The 13,847-nt window shown below is 68.0% G+C and carries 12 protein-coding genes; 7 read left to right on the top strand and 5 right to left on the bottom strand.

From position 1 onward, the window contains the following. From VNS22_RS12280 to VNS22_RS12270, 3 genes are all read left to right on the top strand, one after another. A partial coding sequence (locus VNS22_RS12280; RefSeq protein ID WP_325732791.1) for a DJ-1/PfpI family protein occupies positions 1–297 on the top strand: 297 nt, incomplete at its 5' end. A gap of 94 nt (positions 298–391) precedes the next feature. Next, positions 392–2,344, top strand: a complete 1,953-nt coding sequence (locus VNS22_RS12275) for an adenylate/guanylate cyclase domain-containing protein (RefSeq protein WP_325732789.1) — start codon at positions 392–394, stop codon at positions 2,342–2,344. A gap of 273 nt (positions 2,345–2,617) precedes the next feature. Further along, complete coding sequence (locus VNS22_RS12270; RefSeq protein WP_325732787.1) at positions 2,618–5,176, top strand: ATP-binding protein; 2,559 nt, start codon at positions 2,618–2,620, stop codon at positions 5,174–5,176. Between the two features lie 162 nt (positions 5,177–5,338). Here the strand turns inward: VNS22_RS12270 and VNS22_RS12265 are convergent, their stop codons facing one another. Continuing rightward, on the bottom strand, positions 5,339–5,653 hold the full coding sequence (locus VNS22_RS12265) for a cupin domain-containing protein (RefSeq protein WP_325732785.1): 315 nt from the start codon (positions 5,651–5,653) through the stop codon (positions 5,339–5,341). A 157-nt stretch (positions 5,654–5,810) separates the two neighbouring features. Between VNS22_RS12265 and VNS22_RS12260 the strand changes: the two genes are divergently transcribed. Both VNS22_RS12260 and VNS22_RS12255 read left to right on the top strand, forming a co-directional pair. Then, a complete protein-coding gene (locus VNS22_RS12260) occupies positions 5,811–6,890 on the top strand; it encodes a hypothetical protein (RefSeq protein ID WP_325732783.1) in 1,080 nt (359 codons plus the stop codon). Between the two features lie 323 nt (positions 6,891–7,213). After that, positions 7,214–8,143, top strand: coding sequence for a hypothetical protein (locus VNS22_RS12255; protein ID WP_325732782.1), 930 nt, complete (start codon positions 7,214–7,216; stop codon positions 8,141–8,143). On the opposite strand, the gene VNS22_RS12250 is transcribed toward VNS22_RS12255, so the two are convergent. Continuing rightward, positions 8,140–8,958, bottom strand: a complete 819-nt coding sequence (locus VNS22_RS12250; RefSeq protein WP_414653348.1) for an IS5 family transposase — start codon at positions 8,956–8,958, stop codon at positions 8,140–8,142. The genes VNS22_RS12255 and VNS22_RS12250 overlap by 4 nt on opposite strands. A 197-nt stretch (positions 8,959–9,155) precedes the next feature. On the opposite strand from VNS22_RS12250, the gene VNS22_RS12245 reads away from it, so the two are divergent. After that, on the top strand, positions 9,156–10,079 hold the full coding sequence (locus tag VNS22_RS12245) for an NADP-dependent oxidoreductase (RefSeq protein ID WP_325732780.1): 924 nt from the start codon (positions 9,156–9,158) through the stop codon (positions 10,077–10,079). Between the two features lie 214 nt (positions 10,080–10,293). After that, entirely contained in the window at positions 10,294–10,809 is a 516-nt protein-coding gene (locus VNS22_RS12240) for an acyloxyacyl hydrolase (protein WP_325732778.1), read from the top strand. 19 nt (positions 10,810–10,828) lie between these two features. On the opposite strand, the gene VNS22_RS12235 is transcribed toward VNS22_RS12240, so the two are convergent. From VNS22_RS12235 to VNS22_RS12225, 3 genes are read right to left on the bottom strand one after another with little or no spacing between them, the layout of a single operon-like run. Next, positions 10,829–11,503 carry an XRE family transcriptional regulator gene (locus tag VNS22_RS12235; protein WP_325732776.1) on the bottom strand — a complete coding sequence of 225 codons (675 nt, stop codon included), beginning with the start codon at positions 11,501–11,503 and terminating at the stop codon, positions 10,829–10,831. Positions 11,504–11,523: 20 nt separating this feature from the next. Further along, entirely contained in the window at positions 11,524–12,633 is a 1,110-nt protein-coding gene (locus tag VNS22_RS12230) for a DSD1 family PLP-dependent enzyme (RefSeq protein WP_325732774.1), read from the bottom strand. Beyond that, positions 12,626–13,777, bottom strand: coding sequence for an amidohydrolase/deacetylase family metallohydrolase (locus tag VNS22_RS12225; RefSeq protein WP_325732772.1), 1,152 nt, complete (start codon positions 13,775–13,777; stop codon positions 12,626–12,628). The genes VNS22_RS12230 and VNS22_RS12225 overlap by 8 nt, the downstream gene beginning before the upstream one ends. Positions 13,778–13,847 lie beyond the last annotated feature (70 nt).

Here is a 13,847-nt window from a genome sequence, read left to right as displayed (position 1 = left end):
CGCACCGAGCCCAAGGCGGTGGAGCTGGTCAGGCAGTTCGTCTCGTCCGGCAAGGTGGTGGCCGCGATCTGCCACGGTCCCTGGCTGCTGGTCGAAGCCGACGCCCTGCGTGGCCGCAAGGTGACCTCGTTCGGGTCGATCCGGACCGACGTCGCCAATGCCGGCGGCAACTGGGTCGACCAGGAGGTGGTGGTCGACCAGGGCATCATCACCAGCCGCTCGCCCAAGGACCTGGACGCCTTCGTCGGCAAGATCGTCGAGGAGGTCCAGGAAGGCCGCCACCAGCGCGCCGCCTGATCCGGCAGCATCCTGTCCCCGGCGGAAAGCTCGGAGCCTACGGCAGCACCGCATTTCTGCTATGCTGCCCGCCCGACCCCGCCGAGGGACAGTCATGGCGGCAGCATCACGGATCGAGCGGCGGCTCGCCGCCATCCTGGCGACCGATGTCGTCGGCTACAGCCGGCTCATGGAGCAGGACGAGGACCGCACCCTCGCCCGGCTCAAGGCGCATCGCCAGGAGTTCGTCGAACCCCTGATCGCCGAGTACCAGGGCCGCATCGTCAAGCTGATGGGCGACGGGCTGCTGGCCGAGTTCGCCAGCGTCGTGGATGCGGTGCGCTGTGCCGTGCTGATCCAGCAGGGCATGACCCGGCGCGAAGCCGCGCTGCCCGGCGACCAGCGCCTGCGCCTGCGCCTGCGGATCGGGATCAACCTGGGCGACGTGATCCACGAGAGCGACGGCGACATCTATGGCGACGGGGTGAACGTCGCGGCACGCCTGGAGCAGCTGGCGGAGCCGGGCGGGGTGGTCGTCTCAGGGACTGCTTACGACCACCTCCAAGGCAAGCTCGACCTGCCGCTGGAGTTCGCGGGCGAGCAGCGGGTCAAGAACATCAAGCGGCTGGTGCGGGCGTACCGCGTGCGGTTGGACGGGACACCCGGCCGGTTCGGCATGCGCCGGGGGCGGTGGATCGGGCGGCGAAGGGCAATGGCCGCGGCGATCGCCGGCATGGCCGGACTGGCCGGCGGGGCGCTGGCACTCTGGTGGCCGGTGCCCGCACCCGCGGGCGGGCCGTCCATCGCCGTCCTGCCGCTGGAAAACCGCTCCGACGATCCCCGCCTCGGACGGCTCGCCGACGGCATGATCGAGAATGTCATCGGCGACCTGACCGCGCTCGGCTGGGATGTCATGGCCCGCGGCACGACGTTCACTTATCGCGACGCAGACTGCGACCCCCGCCGGGTGGGGCGGGAGCTGGGGGTAGGCTACGTGGTCGACGGCAGCCTGGACGGCGACAGCAGCCGCCTGGTCGCGAACGTCTCCCTGATCGACGCCGCCTCCGGCCGGCAGATCTGGGCCGAGCGCTATGACCGGCCCATCAAGGGCCTGTTCACGGTCGAGGAGGAACTCGCGGAGCGGATCGCCATCACGCTGGGCGGGGCTGCCTATATCGACCGCCTCGCCTCGGCACGGGGCAAGCAGGGGGATAGTCTGGAGGCGTTCGACCTCTACCTGCTCGCCGGGGAGGAACTGGACGAGACCACGCCGGAGGCGAACGCGCGGGCGATCGAACTGGCGGAGCGAGCAAGCGACCTCGCCCCTGCCGATCCGGCACCGTTCGCGAAACTGGCCGCCGCCTATCGCCAGCAGGTGGACAATGGCTGGGGCTCTCACGATGAAGCGATGGCACGCTGGCTGGAGGCAGCCGAGCGGGCCGTGCAGGTCGGGCCCAGGAACGCGTGGGCCAGATACCTGCTGGCCCAGCGCTACCTCTACGGCAACGAGATGCGCCGATGGTGGAGCGAGATCCAGCTGGTGAACGACATGGCCCAGCGGGACGTCAAACTGATGTCGGAACTGGGCGCGGTCGATCTGCCGATCGGGGGACAGACCGCGCGCGGGGTGGAACTGGTCGAGCGGGCCGTGCGCCTCGATCCCGCCAGGCGCCACATGTATCGCTGGCGGGAGCGGAACGTCTATTTCATGGCGGGCCGCTTCGAGGAGGCGGCCGCGGCCGCCGAGGCCACGGGCAACGACGACTACTGGGCGCGGCTATGGAACACCCTGATCTATGCGCAACTGGGCCGGACGGACGAGCTGCAGCACTGGCGGGCCAGGCTGCTGCAAAGCGATCCGCAGTTCTCGGCCGAGCGTGAATTCGCGCTGCGCGGCGACTTCCTGATGCCGGAGGCGGCGGCGGAACGCGCGCGGTTCCTGGACGCGGTGGCCAAGGCCGACCTGCCGCAATGCGCGACGCCCGACCAGATCCAGCGCGCGCCGACCATGCGGCGCACGCCGGAATGCGACACGGAACGGGCAGCGAAGGCCATGTCCAGGAGCTGATCCGACCGCCTTGTATCGATTTCGAAGGCGAGCGGGTGGGACGGGCCGTTCATCACGTCGTGCCCGATGCCGACAATCAGGAGAGATCTGTCTGCGTTGGCCTGGCCCAGGCAGGGCGCCGGGCCAGTGCCGGAGAGAGGAGGCGCATCAACAGGGAAACATTTCTTCACCAATCTTACCGGTAGCGCGGAAAACAAGGCGACCAACCTTTCTTCCCGGGGGGATCTGTAGCAACACTTCCACCATGCGGGCACACCAATCCAAGAATTCCTGATGTCGCCTAGTCCAGGAAGCGTCTTCACCTCGCTATGGCAGCGATTCAATTCCCTGAGCCCGTGGCGAGCGGGGCTCCTGACGGCGCTCGGCTGCCTGGCCTGCTGCGCCCTCCTGGCCTCCCCGCTGCTGGAAACATATCGCCAGCGGGTTCTGGCCACGGCCGAGGCCCGGCTGACCGCCACCAGCCTCGCCGCGGCCAGCTCCGTGCGCAGGGACCTGGATGCACTGGACCTGCTCGTGTCGATCGCCGTCCAGGAACTGGCCCAGGGACAATTCAGCATCGCCCGGGTGTACCAACGGCTGTCCAGCAGTATCATCGCGTACGACAAGGGCACCAGCAGTCGCAACGTGATCATCACCAACGGCGAGGGCAGGGTCCGGCTCACCAGCGTCATTACGGGAAGCAGCTTCGACCTCAGCGACCGGGAGTATTTCAGGGTCCACCTGGAGAACCGTGCCAGCGGCATGGCGATCGGCCATCCGCTCACTGCCCGGGCCTGGCCCTATAGCCGGATCGTGCCGGTCAGCTGGCCGCTCCGTTCCGCCACCGGCCAGCTCGTCGGCGTGGTCATGGTGAGGGCGAACGTGGATCTGTACGCCCGGATGTTCGCCGACCTGCTGGCCGATTCGGAGGAGACGATCGCGCTCGTCGACGGGTCGGGCGAGCTCTACGCCCTGGATGCCAGACACTGGCCGCGCGTCGATGTGGCACCGCCGCGTCCGCCTGGCCTGGACGAATGGCTGCGCTCGGGCACTGCGGCGGCCGGCGACATGAAGCTGGCCGAGCATGTCGTCTCGGTCACGGAGGTGGGCGAGCTGGACCTGTGGGTGGTTGCAGCGAAGCCGGCCGCCGCACTGCTCGCCGAATGGCGGATGCAGGTGGCCATCGCCATTGCCGCCAGCTTCGCCTTCAGCCTGATCGCCGGCTGGATCACCTTCGTGCGTCAACAGAACATCGCGCTTCTGCGCACGACGCTCGGCCAGGCGGAAGCGGCCGCCACCCAGGCCAGGCTGGCGCAGGCCAAGGCCGAGGAAAGCGAGCGGGCGAAGGCGCAGTTCCTGGCGGCGATGAGCCACGAGATCCGCACGCCGCTGACCGGCGTGCTCGGCATGGCCGATGTTCTGGCGAGCGAGCCGCTGGGCCCGCGCCAGCAGAACTATGTCCGTTCGATCCGGGTCTCCGGCCAGCATCTGCTGGGGGTGATCAACGACATCCTCGACTTCTCCCGGCTGGAAGCCGGCGGCCTCCATCCCGACGAGGTCGACTTTTCCCTGACCACGGTCATAGTGCAGGTGCAGTCCATCATGACGCCCCAGGCGGTCGAGCACGGGCTGACGCTCGACTTCGACCCGGACCCGCAGCTGCCACCGGTGGTCCAGGGTGATCCGGCCCGGCTCCGCCAGATCCTCGTCAACCTGATCGGCAACGGGCTGAAGTTCACGAGCCAGGGCGGCGTCCGGGTGACCATCCGCCGCTGTGATGGTGCCGCACGAGACTGGTTCCGGTTCGAGATCCGGGACACCGGCATCGGCATCGACCCGGAGCGGCTGAAGGGCCTGTTCCATGCCTTCACCCAGGCCGACCGCTCGATCGCCCGGCGCTATGGCGGCACCGGGCTCGGCCTCGCGATCTGCCAGCATCTCGTGCAGCTCATGGGCGGCCGGATCGGTGGCGAGAGCAGACCCGGCCAGGGCAGCCTGTTCTGGTTCGAGCTCCGCCTGCCCGAAGGAGACCGGAGCCTCGCCGAGCAGCAGGCCGATCCGGATCCGACCTCATGCCCGCCGCTGCGAATCCTGGTGGCCGAAGACGTCGAGTTGAACCGCGACCTGCTGCTCGCCATCCTGACCAAGGGCGGCCACTCCATCACCTTTACCCAGAATGGCCGGGAAGCAGTCGAAAAGGCTGCCGCGGAGGTGTTCGACATCGTCCTCATGGACGTCCAGATGCCGGAGATGGACGGGATCGAGGCGACGCAGCGGATCCGGCGACTGCCGGCTCCCCACGGCAGCGTCGCGATCGTGGCGCTGACCGCCAACGTGATGGACACCGAACGGCGCCGCTGCCTGAACGCCGGCATGAACGACGTGCTGACCAAGCCGATCGCCTGGGGAGAGTTGTACCGGACCCTGGCCGGGATCTGCCGGCCCGCCGCCCCGACGGGCGATGCACCGGCGCCGGCCGTTCCTGCAGCGCCGGACGACTCCCTTGCGGCCGGTCCCCTGCTCGACCACACCCGCATCGCGGCACTCACCAAGATGGCCGGGCCGGTGCGAGCGGCGAAATTCCTGCATGATGCGCTGGTCTCGGCAAGGGAGCTGGTGGCGGAGATCCAGCGGCTGAAGGACGATCCGGCCGAGGTTGCCAAGCCTGCTCACCGTCTGGCCGGGACGGCGCCGAGCTTCGGCCTGCTGCGGATCGGCATCCTGGCACGGGCGATCGAGCAGGAGGCGCTGGCGGGCCGGCAGATCGAGCACCTGGTCGGGGAGCTGCAGATCGTGTGCGAGGCTACCGCGCAGAAGCTGGCCCGACATGCTCCGGAGGCCGAGAAAGCCTGACGTTGGCGACTCGAGTGAGCCTGTCCGGTGACGGAGCCTGCGCGGCCGAATCAACCGGCGGGTCACTCGACTGGCCTGGGTCAGGCTCGCTTCCTATCCGGCGCCCCGCGGAACGAGCGCCAGCAAGAGCGCGCGCAGCCGTCTCCGCAGGATGGGGCCGGCCTACCGCGGCAGCAGGTCCGGCCGCTTGATCTCGATCTCGATGAAGGCGATCGGGTGGGGCGAGCCGTTCATCACGTCGTGCTTGATGCCGGACGGCCGCCCGTAGGACTGGCCCTGGGCGAGCGGCACGTCGGTGACCTTCTCGCCGTCGTGGATGCGCAGCGTGCCCTCCACCAGCATCACCACGAAATAGGGCCAGCCATGCTCGTGCCAGCCGGTGGCGGCACCGGGCGCGAAGTCCCAGCGGGTGATGCGCACGGCCTGGTCGTCCTGCTGGATGGTGGGAACGGCCGGCACGTCGCAGCGAAAAGTCATGGCGGGCATCTCCTAGCGGTCGCCACCGCCATGGGCCGCAGGCGCCTGGGCGTCAAGCCGGCGGGTTTCCAGAAATGGGCGATCCGGCTATGGCATCTGCCCATGCTGGAACACGGGCATCCGGGCCTGCCCGTGGCCGCTCGGGAAGGAGCCAGGCTTGATACGGGTCGTCCATCACATCGTCCTGGCGCTCGGCCTCATGGTCGCCGCTGCCGCCGCCGGGCTGGCCCTGGCGGCCGACCCGCCCTGGGGCGTCTACGACCCGGCTCGGCCGGGCAGCCTGCGCCTGCGCAGCTTCCCCCTGACCCAGATGCCGCAGCCGGTGGAGGAAGCGCCGGCCAAGAGCTTCAAGCTCTACCAGAGCTTCACCTTCGCCAACCAGCCGGACGGCCTGGACAGATGCGGCCTGACCCGGCTGCCGCTGCTCACCCCGTCTTTGTTCTTCCCGGGCGGCAAGACCGCCGACCGGATCGACCGCGCCTATGTGGACCAGCGCCTGGCCAAGATCGAGGCGATGTTCACGCCCAAGAGCGGCGATATCGGCATCGTCAACATCGAAGGGGCCTGGAGCATCAAGCGCACCGATGCCCCGGCCGTGGTGCGGCAGAAGGTCGACCGCTACCTGGACGTGCTGACCTATCTGGAGGACCGGTTGGGCCGGAAGTACCGGTTCGGCGTGTACGGCGAGGCGCCGCTGAAGGACTATTTCAGCTACCAGACCGACTATTTCGGCCATCCGGCCAGCGTGCAGTACCAGGACTTCATCCGGGCACCGGCACTGGCCGCCCAGGTGAATCTCGGCATCGAGCGGCTGGCGCGCCGATCCGACGCGCTGTTCCCGCCGCAATACACGGTCTGGTCCGATGATCTCGGCCGTACCGAGGCGGAGCGCTGGCAGCTCACGGTGCAGGGCTGGACGGTGGCGGCCCGCGAGTCGCTGAAGGTCGCGAAAAGCTGGGACCGGCCGGTCTATCCGTTCGTCTGGATGCAGTACCACAACAAGATCAACCTGCCGGAGCTGGCCAACAAGTTCCTGCCCAAGGGCTTCTTCGGCTACCAGCTGGAGACGCTGAAGAAGCTCGGCGCGGACGGCGTGGTGATCTGGGGCACGCTCGGGCCTGATGGAACCGGCCGGGCGAGCTTCGACAAGAACGCCGACTGGTGGCGAGAATTACTCGCCTTCGCTCGGACCAACGGGGTGGATCTCAGCGCCTGCCAGCTGCTTCCCGACCGCTGATCAGGCGGCGTTCGTTCATCGTCTGATTGACTGGATCACGGCAATCATTCATCTCCTGGCTGAACCCTGATTTCAGGAGCAACCAGTTGCGGATGCTATCGATAGCTTCGACTTCGGCCCTGATATTCACCGCTTCATTTCTGATACTTAGCCCGGCATCTTACGGAAATCTTCCAGTAGACATTGTCGAACCCATGGATATTGCAGCTCGCCATGGGCCCGGCCTGCCGTTGCCAGCAGAGGTTCTGAGCAGCACCGGAGCCGGTGATCTGGTCACCTCCGCGGATGACGGGCGTGTTTTCCAGGAAGATGCCTTCCAGGTCGTGGCGGCCGCCGCCACGACCGTCCCGGCGCCGAAGCCGTTCCGGCTCTACTACAACTTCACCTTCGCCAACCAGCCGCAGGGCCTGGACAAGTGCGGGCTGACCCGGCTGCCGCTGCTGACGGCCAGCTATTTCTTCAAGGGCGGCAAGATCCGGGACGAGATCGACACCGCCTATATCGACAGCAAGCTGGAGGCGATCCGCAAGGCCGCGGCGGGCTCGGCCGACCGGCTGGCCGCGGTCAACGTCGAGGGCTCCTGGAGCATCAAGCGCACCGACCAGCCGGCGGTGGTGCGGCAGAAGACCGACCGCTACATCGCCCTGCACCGCTACCTGAAGCAGAAGCTCGGCACGGGCCTGCGTTACGGCATCTATGGCGAGGCGCCGGTGAAGGACTTCTTCGGCTACCAGAGCAGCTATTTCGGCAACCCGGCCAGCATGCAGTACGCGGAGTTCCTCCAGGCACCGCCACTGCTCGCCCGCGCCAATGCCGAGGCGTCCCGGCTGGGTGAAGCGGTCGACGCGCTGTTCCCGGCCTATTACGTGAACTGGTACGACGATGTCGGCGCCACGGCCGAGGCACGGCGCAAGAAGACGCTCGAGGTCTGGACCACCATGGTGCAGCGCTCGATGAAGCTGGCGCTGCAATGGAAGAAGCCGGTCTACCCGTTCATCTGGATGCAGTTCCACAACAAGCTCAACCAGCCGGCCCTGGCCAACAAGCTCCTGCCCAGGCGCTATTTCGGTCACCAGCTCGACACGCTGAAGAAGCAGGGCGCCAGTGGCGTCGTCATCTGGGGCACGCTCGGACCGAACGGCACCGGCCGCGCGACCTTCGACAGGAACGCCGACTGGTGGCGGGAGTACCTGGCATTCGCGAAGGCGAACGGAGCCAACCTGACGAAGTGCCAGCTGCTGCCGACCGGCTAGGTCGTGTCGCCAAAGCTGCGTAGCCAGACCATCAGCGCGGCGATCTGGACGAAGGCGAGGTAGTGGGCGGCGAGCTTGTCGTACCTGGTCGCGACGCGGCGGAACTGCTTGATCTTGCCGACCAGACGCTCGACTAAGTTGCGCTGCCGGTAGGTCGCACGGTCGAACTCTGGATTGTGTGGCTGGTCCACCCGGTTCGGGATGATCGGGACGATCCGCTTGCGCCGCAGGCCGTCGAGCAGCCATGCAGCCGAGTAGGCCTTGTCGGCGATGACGGCAACCGGCTTCCAGCGCGGCCGGCCACGTTGGCCGGTGCGCAAGGCCGCCTGCTCGAACAGTGGCGCGACGCCCAACAGGTCGTGACGCTCGCCTCCGGTCAGATGCAGCGCCACCGGTCGGCCATGGGCATCGGCGCGAAGATGCAGCTTGGTTGAGAAGCCGCCGCGGGAACGGCCAAGTGCCTGCTCGCCTGCCGACCCACGTGCTCCTGCGGCACAGGCATGGGCACGGATAACGGTGCTGTCCAGCATGTGCACCTGCCAGCCAGCGTCCGCTGCCACGGCCCTCAAGCCAGTCAGAATGCGGCTCCAGATGCCAGCTTGCGTCCACCGCTGGAGACGCCGCCAAGCCGTGCGCCAGTTCATCAGCTCAGTTGGTAGATCCCGCCAGGGCGAGCCGGTGCGAGCCAGCCAGAGCACGGCCTCGATGAACCTACGGTGGTCGATCGAGGGCCGCCCGGTCCTGGGTTTCTGCGGCGGCAGCAGGGGCTTGAGCCCACTCCACATCACGTCCGTCAGCAGGGTACGTATCGTCACCCAGCCCAGATGCGATCATGTCAACCATTCACCAGCTTTGGCGACAGAACCTAGTCGGGCCATGTACAGCGACTGCCGCGGCGCGCGGCGGTGTGCGGGGAGGAGGCCCAGGGAACCGGCCCTCCTCGGGCGGGGTTGAGTCATCTCAGCCGCTGCAGGCCGGGCGTCCCCTCCGCCTCCCCTTCCAGGAGCCCCGCATGAAGGCCATGACCTTCGACCGCTATGGCGGTCCGGAAATCCTCCGCCAGTCCGAGCTACCCACACCGAAGGTGGGGCCGGGCGAGATCCTGATCCGGGTCCGCAGCGCCTCGGTGAATCCGGTCGACTGGAAGATCATGGCGGGTCACCTCGACAGCATCATGCAGGCCTATTTTCCGGCCATTCCCGGCTGGGACGTGGCAGGCGTGGTCGAGGCAGTAGGCTTCGACACGCCGGAGTTCCGGCCGGGTGACGAGGTCATCGCCTATGCCCGCAAGAGCTTCATCCATGACGGCACCTTCGCCGAGTTCGTCACGGTCTCGGCCGAGGCGGCGGCGCGCAGGCCGGCGAGCCTGGACTGGGACCAGGCGGCCGGGCTGCCGCTGGCGGGCCTCACCGCCTACCAGGTCCTGACGCGGCTGGGCCTGAAGGCCGGCGATGTCGTCCTGATCCATGCGGCCGCGGGCGGCGTGGGCATCCTGGGATCGCAGATCGCGAAGGCCCATGGCGCCCGGGTGATCGGCACGGCTTCCGAGAAGAACCACGACTTCCTGCGGGCACTCGGGGTCGAGCCCGTGACCTATGGCGACGGACTGGCGCAGCGGATCCGGCAGATGGCGCCGGCGGGCGTCGACATCGTGGCGGACTTCGTGGGCGGCGTGGTCGACGTGACGGAGGCGGTGCTGCGCGAAGGCGGCCGCCATGCCTCGATCGTGGATCCGGCGGCCGAGGAGAAGGGTGGCCACCTCATCTGGGTCAGGCCGAACGGCCGGGACCTGCAGAAGCTGGCCGACCTGGCGGATGCCGGGAAGCTGACGGTTCCGGTGGCCCGGTCCTTGCCCCTGGCGGCGGCAGCCGATGCGCTGGCGCTGAGCATGACCGGCCGGGTGCGGGGCAAGATCGCCATCAGCGTGAGCCGTTGAGGCAAAGACGCCGCAGCCTGGATTCGACCAAGTAACTGGCATGAATTTTGCTGCCAGCAGAGCGTCCGGCCTGGGTTGAAGGACGCATCGAACGGACATGTCGAGACATCAAGGGAAGTGGTCGACGGACAACATGCTCGGAGTGGAACGGAGATAGAATGCGATGGCCCCATCCTTCTGGAAACGTCGTGTCATCAGCGTAGCTGCCGGGTGCATGGTATCGTCCGGCCTGGGTCTGCCGGTCCTGGCCAATCCTTATCCAGCCTTCTCCGAGCTCCATGAAGTCCACGCAGGCGTTTATGCGCATGACCTGACCGGCCCGGCCCATGAGCGGGATGGGGTCGATATCAATGGCGAGATTCTGTTCAGGAGCCCGGACTTCCTTGCCTGGGCCTTCGCGCCTCGCCCGCGCCTGGGCGGTACGGTGAGCACCAACGGCGGCACCAGCCTCGCCTATGCCGACCTCGGCTGGACCATCGGCCTCACCGACCGGATCTTCACCGATCTCAGCATCGGCGGGGCCATCCATGACGGGTCCCTGGGGGGCTCGTCCCCCAGGGACAACGCCTATGGCTGCCGGGTGAACTTCCACGAGACCCTGTCGCTCGGCTATCGCGTGGCGCCGACCGTCTCGGTCATGCTGTCCGCCGAGCACATGTCCAATGCCCGGCTATGCAAGAACAACGACGGCCTCACCAATCTCGGCATCCGGCTCGGCTACGGCTTCTGAAGCATTCTTCTGGACCGGGTCATCGATGCTCCAGCCATGCCTCGTCCTGCCCCTGCGCGGGACTTTCTCGCGCCCGCGCCAGGTCCAGCAGGCTGCGGAAGTGCCCGGCGTTCGGGCTGTGGCAGACGTTCAGGATCTGGGCCGGGCGGGGGCCGGTCGTGAGGAAGGCGTGGCCCATGGTGCTGTCGAGATACATGGATTCGCCGGTGGCGAGTTCGGCGGGCTCGTAGAACTCGGTGTGGACGGTGATGCGGCCACGCAGGACGTAGAGGAACTCCTCACCGGCATGCTGGCTCAGCGTGGGGAATTCGACGATGGAGCGCGCGCGGATGGTGATCAGGATCGGCACCATCGCCTTGTGGGTCAGGTCGGTGCAGACATAGCGGTAGTCGTAGTTCTCGGTGTGGACCAGGAGGCCGTCGCCCTTGCGCGCGATGCTGCGCCGGGCGGTGACCGTGGGGTGGAGGCGGTCCGAGGCGGCCGGGTCCGGCTCGAAGAAGGCGCTGATGTCGACCTCCAGACCCTCGGCGAGCTGGACCAGCTTGTCGTAGGTCAGCGAGAGCTGGCTGTTCTCCACCTTGGACAGGGTTGAGATCGCCAGCCCGGTGCGGGCGGCGACCTCGGTCAGGCTCAGGTCGAGGCGGCGGCGGATGGCGCGCAGCGCGTTGCCGAGACGGGCCTTGCGGGTCGACATCGTATCGCCGCCTCCCTCGCTCAGGCGACCTTGCCGCGGGCCTCGATCGGCCAGACGTCGACCAGGCGGCCGTCCTCCACGACGTGGTAGCGGTCGAACAGGTTCACGTTCGGGTCGCAGTGCGGCACGATGCAGGCGAGCTGCGTGCCGTTCTCCAGGCGCGCGGACGGGTCGGGCAGGACCACCTTGCCGAACTCGTCGCCGAAGATGGCGTAGGTCGAGCCTTCCGGGGCGCCGCGGGCGATCACGGGCACGACATTGTGGTCGGTGGAGAAGCTCTTGATGCCGGCATCCGTGGTGGCGAAGCCCGGATGCTGCGCACTCAGCACGGTCGTGTACACGAACAGGGAATTCTGCCAGCGGCGAGCGCCGTCGGGGGTCATGGCGACCCCGTCATAGATCGCGTCGGAGAACAGGTAGGAGCCCACCTGCAGCTCGTTCAGCACCCCGGTCTCATGGTCGAAATCGTGGGTGCCGGTGCCGCCGCCGGTCACGATCGGGCAGGGATGGCCGGCCGCCACCAGGGCGTCGCGCACCTTGCCCATGATCGCCAGCGCCGCGTGCGAATGGGCGCGCCGCTCGGCATAGTCAGGGATCGCCTGGACATGGCCGGCATAGCCCTGGACGCCCTTCAGGGTCAGGCCAGGGGACGCGGCGATGGCGCTCGCGACCTCCAGGGCGGCCTCGGGCGAGGTCAGGCCGGTGCGGTGCGTGCCGACATCGACGTCGATCAGCAGGTCCAGAGCAAGGCCGGCGGCACTCACCGCCTCGGCCAGCGCGCGGACGGCCGGGACGTCCTCGACCACGATGGTCGTATCAGGGGCGATGCGCAGCACGTCCAGCAGGCGGCGGATCTTCTCAGGGCCGCGCAGCGGCGTGGTCAGGAGCAGGCCGCGGATGCCGGCCTTCGCCATGACCTCGACCTCGCCGAGCTTGGCGCAGCACTGGCCGACCGCGCCGGCCGCTATCTGCGCCCTGGCGATGGTGACGCATTTGTGGCTCTTGGCGTGCGGGCGGAGCCGGATGCCGCGCTCCTTCGCGATCCTGGCCATGGTCGCGAGGTTCGCGTCGAAGGCGCGCTTCTCGATCACCAGCGCCGGCGTGTCCACGCCCCGTTCCGTCTCAGCCAAGATCCTGCTCCTCGTTCTCTGTCCACTCGCCGCCGCGCACCAGACCCCGGCAGAACAGTCGGCGGTCGCCGGTCATGCTGCGGCCCAGCGAATCCATGTAGTCGAAGCTGCCCTGCCGCTCGGTCAGCACGGTGGCGTCGCCGACCGCACCGATGGCGAGGCTGCCCAGGTCGGAGCGGTCGATGGCGCGGGCGGGCGTGGTGGTCGCAGCGGTGATCACCTGCTCCAGCGTCATGCCCAGGCAGAGGAACTTGGACAAAGTGCGCAAGAGGTCGAAGGCCGGGCCGTCGATGCAGAGCGCATGCACGTCCGACGAGATCGTGTCGGGCAAGAAGCCGTCCGCGATCATCGCTTCCGCCACCTCGAAGTCGAGCGAGCCCATGCCGTGGCCGATGTCGAACCAGACGCCGCGCTCGCGCGCCTGCTTGATCTCGGCGCGGACATGGCCGTCGCCCCCGCGGATGTCGTTGGGGAAGGTCTTGTAGCAATGGGTCAGCACGTCGCCCTTGCGCAGCCGCGGGATCACCTCGGAGCGGCCGGGCGGCGGGTAGTCCAGATGGGTCATGCAGGGGAGCTGCAGCCGGTCGGCGGCCTCCAGCATGATGTCGAGCGGGGCGATGCCGCTGGTGCCGCCGGCGATCCGGCCGATCCGCGCCTTCATGCCGACGATCAGGTCGCTGTGCTCGCGGCCGCAGGCCACTGCCTCGCGGGCATCGAGCAGGCGGATGTCGCCGCACTCGCCGACCATCACGTTCTTCGAAAAGCCGTAGATGCCGGCATAGGAGATGTTGAGATAGCAGAGGATCCGGCTCTTCGACCGCTCGATCACGTGGCGGCGGAAGCCCTTGAAGTTGCCGGCCCCGGCACTGCCGGCGTCGACGAAGGTGGTGGTGCCGCCGCGCAGGGCCATCTCGTCCGCGTCCACGCCGAGCGAGGTGCCGCCCCAGTAGACATGGGTGTGCAGGTCGATCAGGCCGGGCGTGACGATCAGGCCGGTCACGTCCTGGGCGTCGCGGGCGGCGTCGGCCGGAATGTTCGCGTCGATGGCGGCCACGCGCCCGTTGCGGAAGCCAATATCGGCGACCGTGTCGACGTTGCGGCCGGGATCGAACAGGCGGCCGCCTTTCAGGACCAGATCGAACAAGCTTTCCCCCTCGCGGCGTCATCGGTGCCGCCCCAGAGCAGAGCGGTCATTTTACTGGTTTTCAAGTACA

The organism is Geminicoccus sp., from assembly GCF_035556675.1.
Classification (GTDB): domain Bacteria; phylum Pseudomonadota; class Alphaproteobacteria; order Geminicoccales; family Geminicoccaceae; genus Geminicoccus.
The sequence above is the reverse complement of the archived record's forward strand: the minus strand, read 5'-3'. Positions and strand labels throughout refer to the sequence as shown.